The organism is Dactylosporangium sp. NPDC000244, assembly GCF_040300725.1.
Taxonomy (GTDB): Bacteria; Actinomycetota; Actinomycetes; order Mycobacteriales; family Micromonosporaceae; genus Dactylosporangium.
Genome location: NZ_JBEPEH010000056.1, coordinates 53,586 through 75,201, shown reverse-complemented (window position 1 = coordinate 75,201; position 21,616 = coordinate 53,586). Strand labels below are relative to the sequence as shown.

20 protein-coding genes are annotated in these 21,616 nt (G+C 73.1%); 5 read left to right on the top strand and 15 right to left on the bottom strand.

Features of this window, described 5'->3' with window-relative positions:
- Positions 1-62: 62 nt before the first annotated feature.
- Both ABT369_RS51475 and ABT369_RS51470 read right to left on the bottom strand, forming a co-directional pair.
- Complete coding sequence (locus ABT369_RS51475; RefSeq protein ID WP_350624868.1) at positions 63-1,874, bottom strand: IPT/TIG domain-containing protein; 1,812 nt, start codon at positions 1,872-1,874, stop codon at positions 63-65.
- 112 nt (positions 1,875-1,986) lie between these two features.
- Positions 1,987-3,579, bottom strand: coding sequence for an FAD-dependent monooxygenase (locus ABT369_RS51470; protein WP_350624866.1), 1,593 nt, complete (start codon positions 3,577-3,579; stop codon positions 1,987-1,989).
- A gap of 228 nt (positions 3,580-3,807) precedes the next feature.
- On the opposite strand from ABT369_RS51470, the gene ABT369_RS51465 reads away from it, so the two are divergent.
- On the top strand, positions 3,808-5,025 hold the full coding sequence (locus tag ABT369_RS51465) for a sensor histidine kinase (protein WP_350624864.1): 1,218 nt from the start codon (positions 3,808-3,810) through the stop codon (positions 5,023-5,025).
- 199 nt (positions 5,026-5,224) lie between these two features.
- Entirely contained in the window at positions 5,225-5,893 is a 669-nt protein-coding gene (locus ABT369_RS51460) for a response regulator (RefSeq protein WP_350624862.1), read from the top strand.
- Positions 5,894-6,168: 275 nt separating this feature from the next.
- Here ABT369_RS51460 and ABT369_RS51455 read toward each other — a convergent pair whose 3' ends face one another.
- Genes ABT369_RS51455 through ABT369_RS51400 form a run of 12 tightly spaced genes read right to left on the bottom strand, consistent with a single transcriptional unit; the run spans position 6,169 to position 16,295 of the window.
- Positions 6,169-6,822: a GntR family transcriptional regulator gene (locus ABT369_RS51455; RefSeq protein WP_350624860.1), complete on the bottom strand. Its 654-nt coding sequence runs from the start codon at positions 6,820-6,822 to the stop codon at positions 6,169-6,171.
- Between the two features lie 14 nt (positions 6,823-6,836).
- Positions 6,837-7,598, bottom strand: a complete 762-nt coding sequence (locus ABT369_RS51450; RefSeq protein WP_350624858.1) for an SDR family NAD(P)-dependent oxidoreductase — start codon at positions 7,596-7,598, stop codon at positions 6,837-6,839.
- On the bottom strand, positions 7,591-8,448 hold the full coding sequence (locus ABT369_RS51445; RefSeq protein WP_350624856.1) for an acyl-CoA dehydrogenase family protein: 858 nt from the start codon (positions 8,446-8,448) through the stop codon (positions 7,591-7,593). The genes ABT369_RS51450 and ABT369_RS51445 overlap by 8 nt, the downstream gene beginning before the upstream one ends.
- The gene (locus ABT369_RS51440) at positions 8,445-9,530 is read right to left on the bottom strand and encodes an acyl-CoA dehydrogenase family protein (RefSeq protein ID WP_350624854.1); all 1,086 of its coding nucleotides are present in this window, start codon (positions 9,528-9,530) and stop codon (positions 8,445-8,447) included. The genes ABT369_RS51445 and ABT369_RS51440 overlap by 4 nt, the downstream gene beginning before the upstream one ends.
- On the bottom strand, positions 9,527-10,666 hold the full coding sequence (locus tag ABT369_RS51435; protein WP_350624852.1) for a CaiB/BaiF CoA transferase family protein: 1,140 nt from the start codon (positions 10,664-10,666) through the stop codon (positions 9,527-9,529). Before ABT369_RS51435 ends, ABT369_RS51440 begins: the two co-directional genes overlap by 4 nt.
- The gene (locus ABT369_RS51430; RefSeq protein WP_350624850.1) at positions 10,663-11,409 is read right to left on the bottom strand and encodes an enoyl-CoA hydratase-related protein; all 747 of its coding nucleotides are present in this window, start codon (positions 11,407-11,409) and stop codon (positions 10,663-10,665) included. The genes ABT369_RS51435 and ABT369_RS51430 overlap by 4 nt, the downstream gene beginning before the upstream one ends.
- A complete protein-coding gene (locus tag ABT369_RS51425; protein ID WP_350624848.1) occupies positions 11,406-11,930 on the bottom strand; it encodes a GlcG/HbpS family heme-binding protein in 525 nt (174 codons plus the stop codon). The genes ABT369_RS51430 and ABT369_RS51425 overlap by 4 nt, the downstream gene beginning before the upstream one ends.
- Entirely contained in the window at positions 11,927-12,229 is a 303-nt protein-coding gene (locus tag ABT369_RS51420) for a NifU family protein (protein ID WP_350624846.1), read from the bottom strand. The genes ABT369_RS51425 and ABT369_RS51420 overlap by 4 nt, the downstream gene beginning before the upstream one ends.
- On the bottom strand, positions 12,216-13,262 hold the full coding sequence (locus ABT369_RS51415; RefSeq protein WP_350624844.1) for an amidohydrolase family protein: 1,047 nt from the start codon (positions 13,260-13,262) through the stop codon (positions 12,216-12,218). Before ABT369_RS51415 ends, ABT369_RS51420 begins: the two co-directional genes overlap by 14 nt.
- Complete coding sequence (locus tag ABT369_RS51410; protein ID WP_350624842.1) at positions 13,259-14,350, bottom strand: ABC transporter permease; 1,092 nt, start codon at positions 14,348-14,350, stop codon at positions 13,259-13,261. Before ABT369_RS51410 ends, ABT369_RS51415 begins: the two co-directional genes overlap by 4 nt.
- A complete protein-coding gene (locus tag ABT369_RS51405) occupies positions 14,350-15,120 on the bottom strand; it encodes an ATP-binding cassette domain-containing protein (protein WP_350624840.1) in 771 nt (256 codons plus the stop codon). The genes ABT369_RS51410 and ABT369_RS51405 overlap by 1 nt, the downstream gene beginning before the upstream one ends.
- Positions 15,117-16,295, bottom strand: a complete 1,179-nt coding sequence (locus ABT369_RS51400; protein ID WP_350624838.1) for a substrate-binding domain-containing protein — start codon at positions 16,293-16,295, stop codon at positions 15,117-15,119. The genes ABT369_RS51405 and ABT369_RS51400 overlap by 4 nt, the downstream gene beginning before the upstream one ends.
- Before the next feature lie 265 nt (positions 16,296-16,560).
- Here ABT369_RS51400 and ABT369_RS51395 point away from each other — a divergent pair, with 265 nt between their 5' ends.
- The 3 genes from ABT369_RS51395 to ABT369_RS51385 are packed head-to-tail and all read left to right on the top strand — an operon-like array spanning position 16,561 to position 19,290.
- Positions 16,561-17,766 carry a CaiB/BaiF CoA transferase family protein gene (locus ABT369_RS51395; RefSeq protein ID WP_350624836.1) on the top strand — a complete coding sequence of 402 codons (1,206 nt, stop codon included), beginning with the start codon at positions 16,561-16,563 and terminating at the stop codon, positions 17,764-17,766.
- 1 nt (position 17,767) lies between these two features.
- Positions 17,768-18,664 carry a hydroxymethylglutaryl-CoA lyase gene (locus ABT369_RS51390; protein ID WP_350624834.1) on the top strand — a complete coding sequence of 299 codons (897 nt, stop codon included), beginning with the start codon at positions 17,768-17,770 and terminating at the stop codon, positions 18,662-18,664.
- Entirely contained in the window at positions 18,661-19,290 is a 630-nt protein-coding gene (locus ABT369_RS51385) for a GntR family transcriptional regulator (RefSeq protein ID WP_350624832.1), read from the top strand. Before ABT369_RS51390 ends, ABT369_RS51385 begins: the two co-directional genes overlap by 4 nt.
- A gap of 79 nt (positions 19,291-19,369) precedes the next feature.
- On the opposite strand, the gene ABT369_RS51380 is transcribed toward ABT369_RS51385, so the two are convergent.
- Complete coding sequence (locus tag ABT369_RS51380) at positions 19,370-21,586, bottom strand: DUF6055 domain-containing protein (protein ID WP_350624830.1); 2,217 nt, start codon at positions 21,584-21,586, stop codon at positions 19,370-19,372.
- Positions 21,587-21,616 lie beyond the last annotated feature (30 nt).

Genomic DNA, 21,616 nt, shown 5'->3' with positions numbered 1-21,616 from the left:
GCCCCGGAGCTGAGGCGAACCTCGCTCCGGGGCGCGACGGGCATGCTCGTGCGGGGCGCGGGCTATCGCACCGCTCGGCCGAACCGCACGCGCGGGCGGACGAGCACGGCGCCGGCCAGCAGCATCGCCAGGCCGGCCAGGGCCATCGGGCCGGCGGGCGCGCCGGTGACGGCCAGGCCGCCGCTCGGCGCGGCCGCCCGGGGCGCCACGGTGACGGTCAGCTTCATCGCGCGCGGGTTGCCCGACGGCGCGACGCCCTGGGCGACCAGCGTGTGCACGCCGGCGGCGAGGGAGGCCGGCACGGTGACCGGCTTGCTGAAGTCGCCGTTGCCGTCGGTCACGACGGTGCCGAGGGTCAGCGGCGTGGAGTACAGCGTGATCGTCGCCGTCGAGTGGGCGGCGAACCCGGTGCCGATCACCACGATGTCCTGACCCGGCACGGCGGTGCTGATGGTGCCCTTGTCCGTGGTCAGGGTCAGCGGGGTGTCCGGCGGCGCGGACGGCGGGAGCGGCGCGGACGGGATGACCGGCTCGCTCGTCGCCGGCTCGGAGGCGCCCAGGGACGAGTTGGCCACGACCGACACCGTGTACTGCTGCCCCGCCGTCGCGCCCAGCACGCAGCTGAGCGGGTTCGGGTCGGTGACCAGGGTGGTGCAGGTCGCCGGGCCGGGCGAGGCGGTGACGGTGTACCCGGTGACCGGCGCGACGTGCGGCGTGGCCGCCGTCCAGGTCACGTTGATCGAGGACGTGCCGGCGGTGGCCGTGACCGGGCTCGGCGCGTCGGGCGGGGCCGGGCAGGCCGGCAGCGGCGCCTGGTAGAAGACCTTCTTCAGGGCGGGCGCCTGGCCGGCCTTACCAGCCTTGTCAGCCTTCTTGTCGGCGTTGCCGGCCTTCTTGGCCTTGCCCGCGGTCTCGGCCGCGGCGGCCTCGTCGTACCCGAACTGGTTCGCCGCCGTGACCGTGCCGGCCGGGGTCGTCAGGGCCAGGTCCACGAACCCGAGGGGGTGCGCCGGCGCCGTCACGGCGACCGTGGTGGAGTTGAGGACGGTGACGTTGGTGCCCGGGACGCCGCCGAAGGTCACCGCGGTGGTGCCGGTGAGGTTGGTGCCCGTGATGGTGATGCTGGCACCGCCCGCGGTGCTGGCGTAGTCCGGCAGGAACGACGTGATCGTCGGGCCCGGCGCCGTGTAGGTGTAGCTGCTGGTCACGGTGGACGTGCCGAAGGGCGTCGCGACCGCCACGTCGACGGTGCCGGGCGCGTGGGCGGGCGTGGTCGCGGTGATCGACGTGGCGGTGTTGGCCGTGATCGAGGCGGCGGCGCCGCCGAAGGTCACGCCGCTCGCGCCGCTCAGGTACGTCCCGGTGATCGTCACGGCGGTGCCACCCGCCGCCGGCCCGCTCCCCGGCGCCACCGACGACGCGATCGGAGGCAGGGGCAGCGGCGGGATCACGATCGGCGGGATGACCGGCGTGTAGGTGAAGGTGCCGCCGCTGACCGACGAGACACACGCGCCGACGGCGACCTGCACGGTCGCGGGGCCGGCCAGGCCCGCGGGCGTGACGGCGGTGATCTGGGTCGGGCTGTCGACGGTGAACGTGGCGTCGGAGCCGTTGAAGGTCACGGCCGTCGCGCCGGTGAACCCGGTGCCGGTGATCGTGACCGTCGTGCCGCCGGCGGCCGTTCCCGTGGCCGGGCTGACCGTGCCCACCACCGGCTGCGTCGAGACGCTGGCGAGCCGCGGGACGGCGGTCCCCTGCTCCGCCGGCGACGCCGTCGTGGCCACCGTGAACGCGCCGAGCACCAGCAGGCCGAGCGCGATGTTCGGCCACTGCGACCCGCGCCGCCCCGAACGCCGCCTGAACAACCTGAACACGCAGAATCCCCCGTCCGTACGACCCCGGCGGTGGGACCCCACCGCCGACGTGACCGTACCGGACAAAAACTCACATGTCCGGAAAAGACGGATAAAGACGAGAGTGCCGGACTTAGGAGCGCTCGCGCCGGCCGCAGACGTGGTCCAGGATCGCGTCCCAGTCCTCCGGCACCGTGTCGTCGCGCCAGGCGACGTGCTGGTCGGGGCGCACGAGCACGAGCCGGCGACCCCAGCACGCGCGCACCGCCGGGTCGAAGACGGGCAGGTGCGCCACCGGCAGGCCGCGGGTGCGCGCCACGCCCGCGAGGGCCCGGCCCCGCGCGTCGTCGGTCAGGTCGACGAGCGTGAGCTGCGGCCCGAGCCGGTCGAAGAGCTGCCCGCCGTCGGCGAGGCGCACGGCCGGCGGGCGGGCGCCGGGCCACGTGCTCGGCGTGATGCGTTGCCCGTGCGGGACCGGCGGGAGGCCGCGCTCGTGGCGCACGACGGGCGAGGACGCGTACCGGCCGCCGTAGGACATCCCGGGGTCCTCGGCGAGCGCGGGCTCCTGGCGCAGGAACCCGGCGAGATAGTCCCGGGGCGCGCCCGCGGCGGCCAGGCGGGCGAACCGGCGCCGCGTCTCCAGCACGCGGGCGAGCAGCTCGCGGTCCATGAGCGCGCGCGGGCGCCGCTCCGCCTCGTAGCTGTCCAGCAGCACGGGGCCGCCCCAGCCGTGCTGCACGGCGGCGAGCTTCCACCCGAGGTCGACCGCGTCGCCGATGCCCGTGTCGGCCGCGTCCCCGGCCGGGCGGAACGCGTGCGCGGCCTCGCCGGCGAGGAAGATCGCGCCGCGGCGGTACTCCCGGGCGACGGGCAGCGCGTCGTCCCAGTCGTGCACGCCGAGCACCTCGACCGCGGCGCCGAGCCGCTCGCGCAGCTGCCGCGCGGGGTCGAGCGGCTCGCCCGCGGCGACGGGCAGGTGCGCCACCCAGACGTGCCGCTCGGGGTCGGAGCCCAGCGTGAGGGCGCCGACGACGAGCGTGGACAGCCCGGGCCCGCGCGAGTGCAGCGCGAGGTCCTTGCTGCGGAAGCGGATGGCACGGTACTGCGTGTGCGCCCCCGGCATCGCGTCGAGCCCGATGCCGGCACAGCGCCGCACGGTGCTGCGGGGGCCGTCGCAGCCCACGACGTACCGGGCGCGGATCGTGTGCTGCACGCCGTCGCGCAGGTCGACGGCCGTGACGGTCGCCCCGTCCCCGTCGCCGTCCGCGCGCACGCCGGCGCACGCCCAGCCCTCGCGCAGCTCGACGAACCCGGTCTCGCGCAGCGCGGCGCGCAGCACCTGGCCGAGCGGGCCGCGCGCGATCTGCTGGTGGTGCTCGGCGGGGGCGCTGCCGTCGTTGACCGTGGCGTACCGCTGCACCAGCCGGCTCACCGAGGGCCGCGCCGCGACGAGCACCGGGGGCCGGTCGAGGCCGCGGCTCCACACGACGTCGGTGGCCTCGTCGGCGCCGACGCCCGCGCGCCGGATCGCGGCCGCGAGTCCCAGCCGCCGCAGCAGCTCCATGCTCCGCCCGCCGAGGTGCTCCAGCGCGGTCGCATCGGCTCCGCCGCGGTCGAGCACCGTGCTCGCCACGCCGTGATGGGCGAGCTCGAGGGCGAGGACGGCTCCAACCGTTCCGGCGCCCACGATCAGCACGGGCGTGTGCAGTGTCGTCGCCGCTGCCACACCAACCTCTCCTGTCGTCCGGTTGCGGGTGATTGTGGCGGCTCGGGCGGATCGCGCAGAACAGCCGTTCGGCCCCCTGGTTCCGCGCGGGGCGCGGACGACATGGCGGGCGCTACGCGCCACGACATATCGGATTTTTCGCCCGACAGGTCACATGTCGGAGTCAGCGTGGCCTAACCGTACTTTCGGCCGGTCCGGAAACCGCCGGTCCTTCGTAGCCTGGAGCGCGTGACGGCCGGAAATCGCTTGGTGGACAAGGCGTCGGTCGTTCGTGGCCTGGAGCGCGTGACGGCCTGGAATCGCCTGGTGGACGCGGCGCTCGTGGCGGGCGGGGGCATCCTGCTCGCGGCCGCCGCGCTGGCGCTCGCGGCCAGCTGGGGCGGGGCCTCCTGGGCGCCGGGGCTGGCCGCCGGGGCCGCCGTCATCGTCGCCGCGCTGCTGCGCCGGCGGGCGCCGCTCGCCTCCGCGGGCGCCGGGCTCGCCGTGGCGGTCGCGGCCGTGGTCGTGGCCCGGGTCGCGGGGCTGCCGGTCGAGCCGCAGCCCGGGCTGGCGCTCGGGCTCGCCGTGCTGGCCGGCGACGCGGTACGCCGGTTCGAGCCGCGGGTCGCCGCCGGGATCGCGGGCGGGGCGCTGCTCGTGCTGGCCGCCGGTCCGCTGCTCTCCGCGCGCGCCTCGTCCGGCGGGGCCACCGTGGTCGCCGTCGCCGACGTGCTCGTCTGGGTCGCGGGCGTGGGCGGCGGGCTCTGGCTGCGGCTGGCGGGGCGCCGGCGTCAGGAACTGGCGGAAGGTGTACGGCGGGAGGAGCGCCTCGCCCTCGCCCGCGAACTGCACGACGTCGTCGCCCATCACGTCACCGGGATCGTCGTGCAGGCCCAGGCCGCGCGGGTCGTGGCGGGGCGGCACCCGGAGCGGCTCGAGGGCTCGATCGCCGGGATCGAGGAGGCCGGCTCGGAGGCCCTGGCGGCGATGCGGCGGATCGTGTCGCTGCTGCGCGACACCGGGGACGCGGCCCCCGCCAGCGGGGAGACGGAGCGGCTGGAGGCCCTCGTGCGGCGCTTCGAGGACGGCGACACCCGTTCGGTGCGGCTCCGGCTCCCCGACACCGTCTCCGCTTGGCCGCCGGAGCTCACCAGCACCGTGTACCGCATCGTGCAGGAGTCCCTCACCAACGTGGCCCGGCACGCGGCCCAGGCCGCGACCGTCGACGTGAGCGTGGTCCAGTCCCCGGCCGGCGTGACGGTGTCCGTGACCGACGACGCGCCGCCACCGGCCCGGGCCGGGCTCGGGCCGCGCGCGGGCGGGTTCGGTCTGATCGGGATGCGGGAGCGCGTCGAGGCGCTGGGCGGCTCGCTCGAGGCCGGGCCGCGCTCGCCGCTCGGGTGGGCAGTGACGGCCAGCCTGCCGCCGCTGGGAGCAAGCCGGGACGCCGGCGAGGTGCGGCGGTGACGGCCAGCCTGCCCGCCACTGAGAGCAAGCCAGGATGCCGACGAGGTGCGGCGGTGACGGCCAGCCTGCCCGCCACTGAGAGCGGGCCGGGACGCCGGTGGGGTGCGGCGGTGACGGGCCGCCTGCCAAGACTCGCGCATCCGCCGACGCCGGCGGAAGGGCGGCTGGGAGCGGGCCGGGACGCGGGCGGGGTGCGGCGGTGACGATCCGGGTGCTCATCGCCGACGATCAGGCCATGGTGCGGGGCGGGCTGCGGCTCATTCTCGAGGACCAGGACGACATCGAGGTCGTGGCCGAGGCGGCCGACGGGGTCGAGGCGATCGAGGCGGCCCGGCGGCTGCGGCCCGATGTGTGCCTCGTGGACATCCGGATGCCCCGGCTCGACGGGCTCGAGGTGACCCGGGCGCTCGCGGGGCCGGCCGTGGCCGAGCCGCTCCGCGTCATCGTGGTGACCACGTTCGACTTGGACGAGTATGTGTACGGCGCGCTGCACGGCGGGGCGGTCGGGTTCATCCTCAAGGACGCCGGGCCGGCGCTGCTGGTCGAGGCGGTGCGGGCCGCGCACGCGGGGGATGCGCTGGTGTCGCCTTCGATCACCGTACGGCTGCTGCGGCACTTGAAGCGCCCGGCACGGGTGGCACTGGCGGAGTCGAGGCTGTCGGAGCGGGAGACCGAGGTCGTGCGGCTCATCGCGCGGGGGCGGACCAATCAGGAGGTCGGGGCGGCGCTCTTCATCTCGCTGAGCACCGTGAAGAGCCACGTTTCGACGATTCAGGCCAAGCTCGGGCTGCGCAACCGGGTCGAGATCGCCGCGTGGGCCTGGGAGCACGGGATCGCGAACGAGGACCAGCGCCGCGGACCCGGGTGATGCGCCGGCCGCCGGGGCGGACGGCGGTGCCCACGCGTCAGGCCAAGCTCGGGCTGCGCAACCGGCGAGGACCAGCGCAACGACCCGGGTGAGGCGCCGCCCGCCGGTGCCACGCGTCGGGCCGAGCCCGGGCTGCGCAACCGGGTCGAGACCGCCGCCCGGGCCTGGGAGCACGGGATCGCGAACGAGGGACCGGCGCGTCCCGGCGGTGTTCCGGGCCGTTATGATCGTCGATCATGACCGATTGGGGCCTCGCGCTCGTGCGGGGCCAGCGCCTACGCGACCCGGTCCTCGCGCGCGTGGCCCAGCGTCGCGCGCGCGGCCAGGATGTGGGCCCGCATCACCGAGCCGGCCCAGGCCCGGTCGCGCGCCTCGAAGGCCTCCACCAGCTCCCGGTGGTGCAGCATCGAGCGGGCCATCGCGGCCTCGTCGTAGCGGCGGAAGGTGTGGTTCACCAGCGGGGTCTGGACCACTGCGCCCAGCAGGGCGCTGAGGCGGCGGTTGCGCCCCGCCTCCAGGATGATCGCGTGGAACTCGGTGTTGCACATGGCGACCCGGTCCGCGCGGTCCGAGGCGGGCACCGCGGCGTGCTGCTCCATCGCCGAGCACAGCTCGCGCAGCCGGTCGGTCTCCACGGCGGTGATGCGCGCCGCGGCCAGCTCGGCGCCGTAGCCCTCCAGCAGGGCCCGCAGCTCGAAGATCTCCTCCAGGTCCTGCCCGGTCCAGGACGGCACGGTCGCGCTGCGGTTGGCCTCCCAGTCGATCAGGCCCTCGGCGTGCAGGCGGCGCAGCGCCTCCCGGATCGGGGTGCGGCTCACCCCGACCGTGGACGCGAGGTCCTCCTCGGACAGCTTGTCGCCCGGCCGGTAGACCTGCTCGAGGATGCGACTCTTGATCGAGTCGTACGCCTGCTGCGAAGCCCGCCCCATGGAAACCTCCAGAGCTAGACGGACGCCGTGGAGCCCGCGTTGACGGTGTACTCGGCGCCGGTCACCTGACGCGACGCCGGGCCGGCGAGGAAGCGCACGACGGCGGCCACGTCGGCCGGCTCGTTCATGCGGCCCAGCGGCAGGCGGCGCATCTCGTGCACGAAATGGTCGGCGGCCGCGTCGACGTCGATGCCGAGGTCCCGCGACAGCGAGGCGAGGAAGGTCTCCATCGTGGACGTGCGGGTCGGGCCCGGCGCGACGGTGTTGACGCGCACCCCGGCCGGCCCGAACTCCATCGACAGCGCCTTGGCCAGGGCCAGCAGCGCGGCCTTGCTCACCGCGTAGTCGACCAGGTACGGCTTGGGGTGCCGCGCCCCCTCGGAGCCGATGTTCACCACGCTGCCGCCGCCCCGCGCGGCCATGCGCGGGATGACGGCCCGGCACAGGCGCACGCACGACATGACGTTGATGTCCCAGGTGCGCTGCCAGGCCGCGTCGTCGATGGCGGCGAACGACTCCCGGTAGGGCGCGACGGCGACGTTGTTCACCAGGATGTCGGCGTCGGCCGCGGCCTCGGCCACGAGCGCGGCGCCGGACGGGGTGCCGAGGTCGGCGGTGACGGTACGGATGCCGGAAACGCCGTCGCAGGCGGACGGGTCGAGGTCGGCGGCCACGACACCGCAGCCCTCGGCCGCGAACATCCGGGCGATCTCCAGCCCGATGCCGGAGCCGGCCCCGGTGACCACCGCCGTGAGACCCGCGATCGAGTCAGTCATCATCACTCCAGAAGTACGATTCGCCCTGGACCGCGACCCCGGCCGCCAGCACGGCCTCGGTCGCGAACTCGGGCTGCCACAGGTCACGCCACGCCCACAGCCGCCGGGTCAGCCGCTCCAGCCCGAGCTCCTGGGTCACCCCGATCGCGCCGTGGACCTGGTGGGCGATGCGGGCCACGGCCCCGGCCGCCCGCGCGGCGACCGCGTGCGCGCTCAGGACCGCGACCTCGTCGTCCACATCGGACAGCGCGGCGCCGAGCGCGGCGCCGGCGAGCACCGACTGGGCGTGGGCCTCGGCGACGAGCGCGGACACGGCCTGGAAGCGGGCGATCGGCTTGCCGAACTGCACGCGGGTCTCGGCATATTCGGCGGTACGCCGGGCCGCCCCCTCGATCGCCCCGGCAAGCCGCGCGGTGTGCAGCACCCGCCAGCGCAGGAGCGCATCGCCGCCCTCGGCACCGTCGACGAGCAGCTCGTCGACCGGCTCCCCCGCCAGGTTCTCCCCGGGACGAAGGCCGTCCGCGGCGACGACCCCGCCCGAGGGCACCAGCACGGTGGCGCACCAGCGGCCCCACGGCACCAGCAGTTCCCCGCCGCCGAGCGGCAGTCCCACCCCGGTCGCGCCGCCCAGGGCACCCGCGTACAGCTCCGGAATCGGCGCCGAGAGCCCCGCGGCCGAGACGGCCCGCACGACTCCGGCGAGATCGGCGAGGTCGCCGCCGTAGGAGGGATCGAGGGCCAGCTGGTGCCATTCCTCGTCCCGGGCCGTGCGGAACACGGCCTCCATGTCCGGGGCGGCACGCAATGCGACGACGGCCGCCGCGGCGACGGTGTCCACAGTGGAGCTCATCGGGCGCCCTCCAGCGCCGAGCGCGCGACGACCACGCCGAGGACCTCGGTGGTGCCGCCGCGCAGCGAGAACCCGGGCGCGGACAGCTGCGCGTCGGCGAGCATCGCGGCGAAGCGGGGCCACGCGGCCGCGCCGACGTCGGCCCGGGTGAGCTCGCGGGCCGCCTCGATGACGTCGACCTCGAAGCGGTTGCCCAGCAGTTTCAGGGTCGCCGCGGCCGCGATCGGCGCCTCCCCCGCGTCCATGCGCGCGGCGACCTGCCGGCCCAGCGCGCGCAGGGCGGTGAGCCGGGCGACGAGCTCGCCGAGCCGCCACCCGCCGCCGCTGTCGAGCATGAGGCGCAGCAGCGGGTACGTGCTCAGCACCCGCTCCGGGCCGCCCCGCTCGAAGGAGAGCTGCTCGGTGACCTGGGTCCAGCCGTCGCCGACGGTGCCGAGCACCCACGCGTCGGGCACGGTCGCGCCGTCGAGGAAGACCTCGCAGAAGTGCCCGGGGCCGCGCAGGTCGGGGATGCGCCGGACGGTGACACCGGGCTGGTCGAGGTCGAGGACGAACTCGGTCAGTCCCTCATGGCGTTTCGTACCGTGCGCGGTGCGCGCGAGGACGTAGGCGTGCGTGGAGCGGTGCGCGTTGCTGGACCAGACCTTCTGCCCGTGCAGTTCCCAGCCGCCGTCGACGCGGGTTGCCCGGGTGCGCACGGAGGCGAGGTCGGAGCCGGCGTCGGGCTCGCTCATGCCGAGGCAGAAGCGGGCCTCGCCGGACGCGATCCGGGGCAGGATGTGCCGCCGCAGCTCCTCGGTCCCGAGCCGCGCGACGGCGGGGCCGATCTGCCGGTCGGCGATCCAGTGCGCGGCGACGGGCGCCCCGGCGCGCAGCAGCTCCTCGGTGAGCACGAACCGCTCGGCGAAGCCGCGGCCGTGCCCGCCGTACTCGGGACTCCAGGTGAGCCCGATCCAGCCCTCGGCCCCGAGCAGCCGGGTGAAGTCCTCGTCGTAGCCGGCCAGCCACGAGTCGCAGCGGGGCTCGAATCGCCCCTCGCGCCGCCACTCGTCCAGCCGCGCCCGGATCTCGGCGCGTTTCACGTACTCCTGCCCAGGATCTCGTCGTTGTGCTCGCCCAGGGTCGGGGGCGGGCGGTAGGCGACGGTCGGCGTCGCCGAGAACCGCATCGGCGCGGCGATGGTGCGCACGGTGCCGACGGCCGGGTGCTCGACGAGCGAGACGACGCCGCGGGCGAGCAGGTCCGGGTCCTGCAGCAGCTCCTCGTAGCCGGCCAGGGGCGCGCACGGGATGTCGAGCTCGTCGAGGACCTTCAGCCACTCGCCGGTGGTGCGGGTCAGCATGATCTCGCCGACGATGCCGTAGAGCGCGTCGGCGTTGGCGATGCGCTTGCCGACGGTGTCGAAGCGCTCCTCGGCGAGGACGGCGCCGCGGCCGGCCCGGTCGAGGAAGCGCCGCCACTGCGACTCGGTGTAGATCATCACGCAGAGGTGGCCGTCGCGGGTGCGGTACGGGCGCCGGTTGGCCGCGGCCGTGCGCGGGTAGACGGGCGGCCCGGTCGGCGGCTCGAACGTCCAGCCGTCGAGCTGCTCCAGCAGGCCGAAGGCGAACATGGTGTCGAGCATCGGCACCTCGACCCGCTGGCCCTGGCCGGTGGCGTCGCGGTGGCGCAGCGCGGCGAGGATCGCCACGGCGGCGGTGATCCCGGCGAGCTTGTCCGCGACCGGGGTGATGACGTATCCGGGCTCGTCCTGGTTGATGCTCTGCAGGGCGGCCAGGCCGGAGGCGCCCTGGATGATGTCGTCGTAGGCGGGGCGGTCCGCGTCCGGGCTCTGCTCGCTGAAGCCGGGGATGGCGCAGTACACCAGGCCGGCGTGGGCCGCGGAGCAGTCCTCGTAGGACAGTCCGAGCCGCCGGGCCGCGCCCGGGCGCATGTTGTGCACGAGCACGTCGGCGGTGGGCACGAGCCGGGCGAAGTCGGCGCGGCCCGCCTCCGACTTGAGGTCGAGCACGACGCTGCGCTTGCCGCGGTTCATGTTCAGGAACACGGCCGCCATGCCGGGGACCGTGGTGGCGCCGAGGTGCCGGGCGATGTCCCCGCCGGGCGTCTCGATCTTCACCACGTCGGCGCCGAGGTCGGCGAGCAGGAGGGTGCAGTACGGCCCGGAGAAGGTGCTGGTCAGATCGAGCACCCGGACGCCGTGCAGCGGGGCGCTCACCGCTGGGCCCGCCGGCGCAGCGACCACATCTGCGAGGCGCGCTCGGCCTCCATCGCCTGCTCCCACTCCACCGCGGACGGCCCGGCCGAGCGGCGGAACGAGGCGGTGATGCGCCGGCTCAGCTCGGGGTCGGCGGGCGCGGCCGCGGCGAGGGCCAGGGCGTGCGCGTCGACCTCGTCGTCGGCGACGCACGCCCAGGCCAGCCCGGTGCGCACCGCGGCCGGCCCGTCGAGCTCCTGGCCGAGCAGCGTGAGCGCGGCGGCGCCGGAGCCGCCGAGCGCCGCGGCGGCGAGCAGCAGGTGCCCGCCGCCGGGGTGCAGGCCGATGGCGCCGAAGCCGGCGAGGATGCGCGCCCGCTCGGCCACGACCCGCACGTCCGCGGCGAGCAGCAGGTTCACGCCCGCGCCGACGGCGGCGCCCCGCACGGCCGCGACGACCGGCACCCCGAGGCGGCCGAGGCGGTAGAAGGAGTCGTACACGACGCCGAGGTCGGCGTAGCGGCGCGGGTCGGCGGGGTCCTCCGCCACGTCGTCGAGCAGCGCCCGGTGCGCGCCGGCGCAGAAGTGCCCGCCGTTGCCGCGCACCACCGCCGCCCGCACGCCCGGGTCCGCGTCGACGCGGGCGACGACCTCGCCGAGCTCGCGCGCCATGTCGAGGGTGAGGGCGTTGCGCCGGCCGGGCGCGTCGAGCGTGATGACCGCGACGCCGTCGGTGACCTCGAGGCCGACCTCGGCGGCGGTCACCCGAGCACCGCCAGGCCCGCCCGCGCGACCTCCATGTCCTGCGTGTAGTGCCCGCCGCTGACCCCGATGCCACCGACGACCGCCCCGTCGACCTTGATCGGGAAGCCGCCGCCGAAGGTCACCAGGCGGTCGATGCCGGCCGGGGCGCCCATGGCGAGCGGGCCGTCGTCCTTGATGAAGTCGTACCACCCGTCGCTGGACAGGCCGAAGCCGACCGACGTGTACGCCTTGTCCTGGGCGAGCTGGACGGTGACGAGGGGCGCGCCGTCCATGCGCTGGAAGGCCTTGAGCACGCCGCTGTCGTCGCACACGGCCACGGTGACGGGCAGCCCCATCGACTCGGCCTGCGCGACGGCGGCCTCGATGGCGGCGACCGCGGCCGCGTGCGCGATGGTCGCCTTGCTGACCACCGTGGACGAGGGCGGCACCGGGGCGGTGGACTCCTCCTGGTAGGGCAGGAACGGGTCCCGCTTGCGGCCGCCGCTGCGGCGGGTCCGCTGGTAGCCGAGGTTGGCGCTCATGACTGCTGCTCCTCCTTGATGCCGAACATGCGGGCGATGCGCTCCTCGGCGAAGCGGGACACGCCGCCCTCGCGGGAGACCGAGCGGACGCCCTCGACCTGCAGCAGGGCGGGGCGGACCAGGGCGCCCATGGTGACCGGGGCCGACGGGCAGGCCCGGCAGCGGCCCTTGAAGCTGATGTGGGCGTTGCCCTCGTCGTTCACCTCGACGGTGATGCCCCCGCCGTGGGCCTCGACGAGCTGGCGGACCTTGCCCTCGAGGGCCTGGTCGGCCGCCCGGTTGACCTCAGCGACGTCCACGGCGCACCGCCTTCTTGGCGGAGTCGGCGGAGCCCTTGCCGTACAACTCCTGGACCTTCGCCTCGACGTCGATGCCCATCATCTTCGCGTAGTTGAGGCCGAAGATCTTGGCCTTGATCTCGTCGGTCAGCTCCGGGTAGCCGTAGCCCTCCTGCAGGTCCTCGGGCATCGTCATCTCGGCGAACAGGTCGATGTAGGCCTGCACCTTCGGCCAGACGAACGCCTCCGAGCCCCACAGCAGCCGATCGGCGCCGACGTGCAGCAGGCACTTGCCGATCGCGTGCAGCGCGGGGCGGGGCGCGACCGGGTACTGGTTGATCCACGCCGTCAGCGCGAGGTGGATGTTCTCGTAGCGCGAGGCGATGTTGATGGTCTCGTCGATGAACGGCTCGCCGAGGTGGTGCACGATGAAGTTCATCTCGGGGAAGTCCTGGGCGGCCCGCTCGAGGTCGTAGGGGGCCAGGTCGATGATGTGCTGGGTGTTGAACGCGAGTCCCTTGTGGAACTGCACGTTGTTCACCCCGTTCTCGAGGCAGGTCTCCCAGATGGGGTAGGCCATGTCGGGGTCGTCGATGCGCCACGAGACCCCGCCGGAGTGGGCCTGGTAGAACTTGAAGCTGACCGCGCCCCACTCCTTGATCTGGCGGACGGCCTCCTTCTTGGCGCCGTAGCGGCCGTGGGTGATCGGGTCGACGCCGCCGCAGAAGAGCACCCGGTCCGGGTACGCCTCCTTGAGCTTGTAGTTGTTCTCGGCCGGGGAGAAGCCGAGCTTCCAGCCGCCGTGGGAGGGCACCGTCTGGGCCATCGCGATGTCCGTGTCGGACTCGTCGAACATGATGCGGTACGCGTCCTCGACGGACAGCTCACGGTCGGAGATGTCGTCGTAGGGGTAGCCCGGCGCGGAGAACTTCTTGGCGTACTCCACCAGCGCGTTGGTCCGCTGCCGCCCGCCGCCGTACGACTCGTCGAAGTTGTCCTCGGTGAGCTTGTACATGTGGATGGCGTTGTCGAAGATGAAGAAGTCGTTCTTCACGATGTCCCACTTTCCGGGTGTGCTGTGTCTGCTTGCGAAGCTTCGAGCCGTTCGACGTGACGGACGGCCAGCTGACGGCGGCGGCGCACGGCCAGGCCCGCGACGGAGACGCCCACGATGACGGCGACGCCGTTGAAGACGCTCTCGATCCAGGTCGCGGCGCCCAGGTGTTGCAGGCCGGCGATCGTGAAGCTCACGAAGTACGCGGCGATGACGGTGCCGAGCATGTTCACCCGGCCCGGGCGCAGCACCGCCGCGCCGAGGAAGGCCGCGGCGAAGGCCGGCAGGAGGAACTGCTGCCCGACGGCCGGCTGCCCGGAGCCGATCCGGGAGGCCAGCAGGAGCCCGGCGAGCGCGGCCAGCACCGCGGCGCCGACGAACGCGCGCAGGGTGTACGCGTTGACGTTGATCCCAGCCCGGGCGGCCCCGCGCAGGTTGCCGTCCATGGAATACATCCGCTGCCCGAACGGCGTCCAGACGACCGCGAACTCGAGCAGCAGGATCACGACCACGAGGTAGATCAGCGGCAGCGGCACGCCCAGCAGGTCGCCGCGGGCGATCGCGGTGAAGCTCTCCGGGACGTCCTGGAAGATGACCCGGCCGCCGGTGATCATGTAGAGCAGGCCCATGAGCACGCTGCCGGTGGCCAGGGTGGCGATGATGGACTGCATCCCGAAGCGCAGCACCAGCACGGTGTTGAGCAGCCCGACGACGACCGCGGCCGCGAGGACCACGAGGGCGGCGAGCCAGATCGGCACGCCTTTGACCGCGATCAGCCACACCGCGAGCCCCTGGGCCAGGCCCAGCATCGGGCCGACGGAGGCGTCGAGGTAGTGGGCCAGCAGCGGCAGGGTCGCGGCCAGGGCCACGATGACGGTGACCGTCTGGTTGACCAGGATCAGGCGGAAGTTCGTGGTGGTGAAGTACGTCGCCGGGCTCAGGATCGAGAACACGGCGATGACGAGCACGAGCAGGCCGATGAGCCCGAACTTGCTCACGGCGCCGACGAACCACTCCGACGAGCTCTGCCGGGACCGGTCGGCGCTCTGGCGAACGACGACCGGCGGCGGCGCGAGATTGGTGGACATTACGCGGCGTTCCTCTCCAGCGCGGCGGAGCCCTGCACGATGAGCTGCACGCACCGCTCGACGTCCAGCTCGCTGGTCGGGCCGTGGTGGACCTGCCGGCCGCCCTTCATCACCAGCAGCCGGTCGGCGAGCTCGAGCAGCTCGGGGATGCGGTGGCTGATGACGACCACGGCGTACCCGCGGTCGCGCAGCCGCACGATCAGGTCGTTGACCGCCCGGGACTCGGTGGTGCCCAGGGCCGCGGTCGGCTCGTCCATGACCATGACCCGGGGCTCGCCGGCGGCGACGAGCGCCCGGGCGATGGCGACCATCTGCCGCTGGCCGCCGGAGAGCCCCTCGACGAGCACGTTCATGTCGTGCAGGTCGATGCCGAGGCTCTCCAGGACGGTCTGCGTCCGGGCGCGCATGGCCTTCTTGCGCAGGACCGGCAGTCCGGGGACGGTGCCGGTCCACTCGCGGCCCAGGAACACGTTCTCCACGACGCTGAGGTTGTCGCTGAGCCCGAGGTCCTGGTAGATCATCTCGATGCCGGCGGCGCGGGCCCGGCCGATGGTGTGCGGGGCGAGCTGCTCGCCCGCCACCCGCAGGTGCCCGCTGTCCGGCGCGATCGCCCCGCTCACCATGTTCATGAGCGTGGACTTGCCGGCCCCGTTGTCGCCGACGACGCCGAGGATCTCACCCGGCTGTACCTCGAAGGACACATCCGACACGGCACGTACGCGGCCGTACGACTTCGACACGCCGACGACCTCCAGGACCGGCCCGGTCATTGCGCGCTGCTCCACATCTGCGTGTACCGCTCCGCGTAGTTGACGTACGAGTCCCAGTTGACCTTGCCGTCCTTGGGCGCGTTCGACTTGTCGAACACGGTCGCCGGGATGCCCTGCTCGGCGTCGGGCAGCGGCTGCTGACCGGCCAGCAGGCGCACGACCTGGTCGACCGCGGCGTAGGCGTTCCAGCCGCGCACGGCCCCGAAGTCGGCGAACTGGTCACCCTTGGCGACGCTGCCCAGACGCTCCGGCTCGGCGTTCTTCGACATGACCTTGACGTCGGTGCGGCCCGCGGCCTTCAGGGCGGCGATGATGGACTCCACGCCGTTGCCGTAGGGCGTGAAGATGTACTGCAGGTCATTGCCGTACTTCTGGATCAGCGACGTCGTGATGTTCTGCATCTCGATCGGGTCGGTCGCCTGTGCCAGGGTGCGCTCGCGCACCTCGAGCAGCTTGCAGCCGGTGCATCCGGCGAAGACCTTCTTGCTGGTGTTGAGCGCCTCGACCAGGTGCGGGTAGCCGACGTCCCACAGGAACACGGCCTTGGCGGTGCCCTTGCTCTCGGCGATCGCCTTGGTCACCTCGAGCACCGACTGGAAGGTCTCGCGGCTGGAGACGTTCGCGTCGAAGCCGACGGCGCCGCCCTCCTTGACCGCGGAGATGCCGACCGTCGGGATCTTCTGCTTCTTCATCTCGGCGAGGCCGTCGGCGACCTGGTTCTCCGGGATGGCCACGGTGATGACCGCGTTGGGCTTGTCGGCGGCGGCGGTCGAGAACGCCTTCTGGAAGCCCTCCGGCGCGCCCTGACCGTCGAGGATCTTGGTGGTCCAGCCGAGTGACTGGGCGATCGAGGCGGCCTTCTTGCCGACCTCCTCGCAGGAGGTGCCGACCTTGCACACGATGATGTCGACCTTCGCGCCGGCCACCGGCTTGACCGACTTCGTCGGGCCGGACCAGTCCTTGTAGACCTTGATCTTGTCGAGGGTGATGTCCTTCTCGGCGCCCTCGAAGTACAGCAGCCCGCCGGTGCCGGCCTTGATCAGGTCGGCGGCCTGCTGGGTGTAGGTGTCGTTGACCGGGCCCGGGGACTCGCCGGCCGACGAGTTGTCGCCGCAGGCGGCGACCGTGAGCAACAGCGCGGCGCCCAAGGCCGCGACGGCGGGAAGTCTGATCAAGGTGCCCCTCCTAGGGGGACGGGTGGGCGACAAGAGATGTATGCAACGTACGAAATTTCGCTCGCGCCCGACGGGGTGAAGGCGGGCGATCGGCGGCGGCCGTTGTACGCAATGGAACCTAGATCCGCCGCGCGAGAGGTGTCAAGGCTCACGGTCAAAGCGGCAATGCGCGTTGCGCGACCGGATGAGTTGTATGCACCACCGACCGTTGCCTTTCTGTCGAACGGAGCCTAAGTTGCATACAATCGCGAGACCTGGAGGCTACATGACGACCGACACCGAGCTCCCCCTGGCCGATCTGCGCGTGGTCGAGATGGGTCAGCTGCTGGCCGGGCCGTTCTGCGGGCAGCTCCTGGGCGACTTCGGGGCCGAGGTCATCAAGATCGAGGACCCGCGCGCCGGCGACCCGATGCGCCAGTGGGGCCGCGAGAAGCCGCACGGCATGTCGCTGTGGTGGCCGATCGTCGCCCGGAACAAGAAGTCGGTGACCGTCAACCTGCGCAGCGCCGAGGGGCAGGACCTGGTGCGCCGGCTGCTCGCCGAGGCCGACGTGCTCATCGAGAACTTCCGCCCGGGCACGCTGGAGCGCTGGGGGCTCTCGCCCGAGGCGCTGTGGGAGCTCAACCCGCGCCTGGTCATCACCCGGGTCAGCGGCTACGGCCAGACCGGGCCGTACTCCAGCCGCGCCGGCTTCGGCTCGATCGGCGAGGCGATGGGCGGCATCCGCTACGTCATCGGCGACCCCGACCGCCCGCCCGCCCGCTCCGGCATCTCCCTCGGCGACTCGCTCGCCGCCGTCTTCGCCGCGCTGGGCACGCTCGTCGCCCTGCACACCCGCCGCCGCACCGGCCGCGGCCAGGTCGTGGACGCGGCCATCTACGAGGCGGTGCTCGCGATGATGGAGTCGCTGCTGCCGGAGTGGGAGCTGGCCGGCTACCAGCGCGAGCGCACGGGCGCGGTGCTGCCGAACATCTCCCCCAGCAACGTGTTCCCGACCAGCGACGGCGAGAGCGTGCTCATCGCGGCCAACCAGGACGGCGTGTTCCGCCGGCTGGCCGAGGTCATGGGCCGGCCCGACCTCGCCGAGGACGAGCGCTTCCGCACCCACGACGCCCGCGGGCGCAACATGGACCTGATCGACGGGATGATCGCCGACTGGTCGGCGACGGTACCGGCGGCAGAGCTGCTGCACCGCCTCGACGCCGCCGGCGTGCCGGCCGGGCGCATCTACAAGGCCCGCGACATGCTCGCCGACCCGCACTACGCGGCCAGGCAGGCGATCGTGCGCATGGCCGCGCCGGGCCTCGGCGACGTGCCGATGCAGAACGTCATGCCGCGGCTGAGCGAGACGCCGGGCGCGGTGCGGCACACGGGCCCGCAGCTCGGTGAGCACAACGACGAGGTGTTCGGCAAGATCCTCGGCCTCGACGCCGAGCAGACGGCGCGGCTGCGCTCGGCCGGGGTGATCTGAAATGCTGATCGACATCGTCGAGGTGGGACCGCGCGACGGTCTGCAGAACGAAGCGGTGACGGTACCGACCGCCGAGAAGATCGAGTTCGTCCGGCGCCTGGCCGCCGCGGGTGCCCGGCGCATCGAGGTCACCAGCTTCGTGCGGCCCGACCGCGTCCCCCAGCTCGCGGACGCCGAGGAGGTCCTCGCGGGCCTCGACCTGCCGGACGTCACCATCAGCGCTTTGGTCTTCAACGAGCGCGGCCTGCGCCGGGCCGCGGCCGCCGGCGTCCCCGAGGTCAACCTGGTCATGGTCGCGACCGACACCTTCTCCCGGCGCAACCAGGGCATGGTCGTGGCCGACGCCGTGGCCTCCTACCAGCGCCTGGCCGCCCAGGCCCACGACCTCGGCATGCGGGTGACCCTGACGATCGGCGCCTCGTGGGGCTGCCCCTTCGAGGGCGAGGTCGACCCCGGCCGCGTCCTGGAGCTGGTCGGCTCGTTCGAGGCCGACGAGGTCTGCCTGGCCGACACCATCGGCGTCGCGACCCCCGGCCGGGCCACCGCGCTGGTCGGCGCCGTGCGCGACGTGACCGCGCTGCCGGTGCGCTGCCACTTCCACAACACCCGCAACAGCGGCTACGCCAACGCCTACGCGGCCCTGGCCGCCGGGGCCGTGGCCCTGGACGCGAGCAGCGGCGGGATCGGCGGCTGCCCCTTCGCCCCGCGCGCGACGGGCAACATCGCCACCGAGGACCTGGCCTGGGCCCTGCACCGCGACGGCTACGAGACCGGGCTCTCCGTGCCCGGCCTGCTGCACGCGAGCGAGCTCGTGGAACGTACCCTCGGCAGGCAGGTCCCGGCGCTGCTGGGCCGCACCGACCCATTCCCCCAACCGGAGGCGGCAACCGAGTCGTGAACGCGGTCGAACACGCCTACGCCACGCTGCGCAAGGGCATCCTGGACGGCACCTACCCGCCGGGCGCGCAGCTGGCCGAGGTCGAGCTCGCCGGGCACCTGTCGGTCTCGCGCACCCCCGTCCGCGAGGCGATCCGCCGACTGCACTCGGAGGGCCTGATCGAGGTCTTCCCCAACCGCGGCGCCTACGTGCGCACGTGGACCCGCGCGCAGCTCGACGAGCTGTTCTCGGTCCGCGCCCTGCTGGAGGGCCACGCCGCGGCCCTGGCCGCCCAGCACGCCACGGACGCCCAGCGCACCGTGATGGCGGTGCTGTGCGACGACATGGACGAGGCGGCCGCCGAGCCGACCGACATCCAGCGCGTGGCCGGCCTGAACGACCGCTTCCACGCGCTCGTCCACGAGTCCTCGGCCAACTCGCTGCTGCCGGGCATGATCCGCGGCCTGATCCAGGTCCCGGTGGTGCTGCGCACGTTCCTGGGCTACTCCCCCGAACGCCTGCGGATCAGCCTGCAGCAGCACCGCGAGATCCTGTCGGCGATCCGCGCCCACGACGTCCCCTGGGCCGAGTCCGCCATGCGCACCCACATCCTGTCGGCCCGCCACGAGCTCGACGCCTCCTCATGACGACCGGCCGCGCGGCGTAGGACTGGCGCACGGCGGCCGGGTGGCGGGCGGCACGTGGCCGTCCCGCCACCCGGACCGGCTACGCGGTGAAGGCCTTGACCTCCAGGAGGCCGACCGAGTTGGTGCCGTTGGACTGCAGCAGGACCCGCAGGCGAGTCGTGCTCACCGTGGTGAAGGTGACGGTGTTGTACGCGTTCGCGTTGATCGTGTAGCCGGACGCACCCGGCACGTCCACGTAGGCGCTGCCGTTCCAGTACTGCAGCTTCCAGCTCGACGGCAGGTCGATGCCCTGGTTGTCGTCGAACAGGTACACCTGCGCCTTGTTCAGCGACTGGGCCGACGACCACTGCAGCTCCGCCCATTGCTGCCCGCTGTTCGGCCAGGTGCCCCAGCGCGGGTTCACGGTGTCGTTCGACGACGGCGGGTCGATGTTGTCGTTGATGGCGTTCACCGACTCCCACGACGACGTGTAGGAGGCCGACGGGATCGCCTGCGGAGCGACGTTGACGCCGCCGGTGGGAGGGGGTGTCGTCGTGCCGCCGCCGATCGCGAGGTCGGCGGAGGAGAACCCGGTGAAGGACGGGTTGACGTCCGTCTCGCCACCGCCGCCGTCGCACTTGCGGTCCGGGTTGAAGGCGAGGTACGTCCCGGAGCCGCACGCGATCGCGAACTCGGCGTCGCCGCCGACCACGATGTTGCCCGAGAGGTTCGCGCCCGCCTGGATCAGCGCGTTGTCCTTGACGATCGCGTTGCCGCCGACCGTGCCGCCGTTGACCCAGCCGAGGCCCTCGATGCGCGCGTTGCCGGTCACGGTGCCGGCGTACACCGCGGCCTTCGGGCCGACGTAGGCGGTCGACGCCACGCTCGCGTTCGCCGCGACCCAGCCGCCGCCGTTGGCGTGCCAGTGGCCGCCGTTCGTCGCGGCCGGCTTCACGTAGCCGGGCTCGAAGCCCGACGGGGTGGCGCCGGAGACGCGGAACTCGTACGGGAAGCGCCGCGCCTTGTTGTAGCCGTCCAGGAAGGCGTAGTGCGGCACCGCGTTCGGGGTCGCGGTGACGACCAGCCACACCTCCTTCTCGCCGGACTGCAGCTGGAAGTCGATCTGCCCGTCGGTGCCGGTGGTGAGCGCCGAGTACCGCGGCACGCCGTTCTTCACCGCGACGAGCCCGAACGTCCAGCCGGTCGCGCCCGTCTCGGCGTGCCCGCGCAGGCGCAGCTTCACCAGGCCGCCGTCGGTGGCGGGGACGAGCTTGATCTTGTTGAACCCGTAGTCCGCCGGGGCGACGCGGGCGTTGATGCGGAAGTGCCCGAGCGAGGCGTCGACCGCCTCCACGTTGCCGCCGTTGTACGCGTTGTTGAGGAAGCCCGCGCCGTAGACGTTGGTGATGAACGGCATCAGCGTCGAGGAGTTGCCGAAGTCGTACGTCACCGTGCGCGTCGCGTACTCCCCGACGCGCCGGTTCAGCTCGGCCTGGGTGATGCCGGTGATGCGGCGGTACGTCTCCAGCGGATGCTCGTTGCTCTTCGCCTCGTTCCAGATGCGGTTGAACATCGCGAGCCCGTCGCGGTCCTTGATGTACTGCATCAGCATCCAGTTGCCGTAGTGGTGGCGGCTGGAGCTGTAGTAGAGGTTCTCCGAGCGCAACCAGCGGCTCAGGTCACCGGCGGCGGTGGTGGGCAGCGCCTGCATGGCCATGAACTCCGCGCTGGTCTCCCAGAACGTGCCCGCGCTCGCGTCGGTGAAGCCGTAGCCCGAGCGGCCCAGGAACGTGTAGTTCTGGAACACGTGCCCGAGCTCGTGCGCGAGGCCCCAGGAGCCCGGCAGCGCGGCCTTGGGATCGATGTTGATGACACCGACCTTGCCGTCCACGGAACCGCCGGTCGCCCAGGCGTTCAGCTCCGTGCGGTTCCACGTGTTCGTGATGATGACGATGATTTTGTACTGCGCGAGCAGCCCCTGCTCCGGCGTGAACTGCATCGTGTTCACGTAGAACGAGTACAGGTTCTCCAGCTGCGTGATGACGCTGTTCGGGTCGAAGTTGTACGGCGAGGGCGCCGAGGTCGGCGTGGTCCCCGACTTCTCGCCCCACAGCAGGATGAAGTTGTTCGACTCCTTGGTGCGGTTCTGGGCCCACGGCACCTCGCCGGTCTGGGTCCAGCGGGCGGGGATGTAGACGGACTTCGTGGCGGCGGCGGCCGGGCGCGCCTGCAGGGCGACGAGCACGCCGGCGATCACGGCCAGCGCGACCATCGGCGCCAGCCACAGCCGGCGCGCGCGGATATTGACGGGGGTCATGGGCGCACAATGTTCTCCGAAAACCTTTTC

Coding starts and splice junctions, on each gene's coding strand:
- ABT369_RS51410 (WP_350624842.1), bottom strand. CDS start 14,350: ATGTCCACCAATCTCGCGCCGCCGCCGGTCGTCGTTCGCCAGAGCGCC.
- ABT369_RS51390 (WP_350624834.1), top strand. CDS start 17,768: ATGCTGATCGACATCGTCGAGGTGGGACCGCGCGACGGTCTGCAGAAC.
- ABT369_RS51445 (WP_350624856.1), bottom strand. CDS start 8,448: ATGAGCTCCACTGTGGACACCGTCGCCGCGGCGGCCGTCGTCGCATTG.
- ABT369_RS51395 (WP_350624836.1), top strand. CDS start 16,561: ATGACGACCGACACCGAGCTCCCCCTGGCCGATCTGCGCGTGGTCGAG.
- ABT369_RS51380 (WP_350624830.1), bottom strand. CDS start 21,586: ATGACCCCCGTCAATATCCGCGCGCGCCGGCTGTGGCTGGCGCCGATG.
- ABT369_RS51455 (WP_350624860.1), bottom strand. CDS start 6,822: ATGGGGCGGGCTTCGCAGCAGGCGTACGACTCGATCAAGAGTCGCATC.
- ABT369_RS51405 (WP_350624840.1), bottom strand. CDS start 15,120: ATGACCGGGCCGGTCCTGGAGGTCGTCGGCGTGTCGAAGTCGTACGGC.
- ABT369_RS51425 (WP_350624848.1), bottom strand. CDS start 11,930: ATGAGCGCCAACCTCGGCTACCAGCGGACCCGCCGCAGCGGCGGCCGC.
- ABT369_RS51450 (WP_350624858.1), bottom strand. CDS start 7,598: ATGACTGACTCGATCGCGGGTCTCACGGCGGTGGTCACCGGGGCCGGC.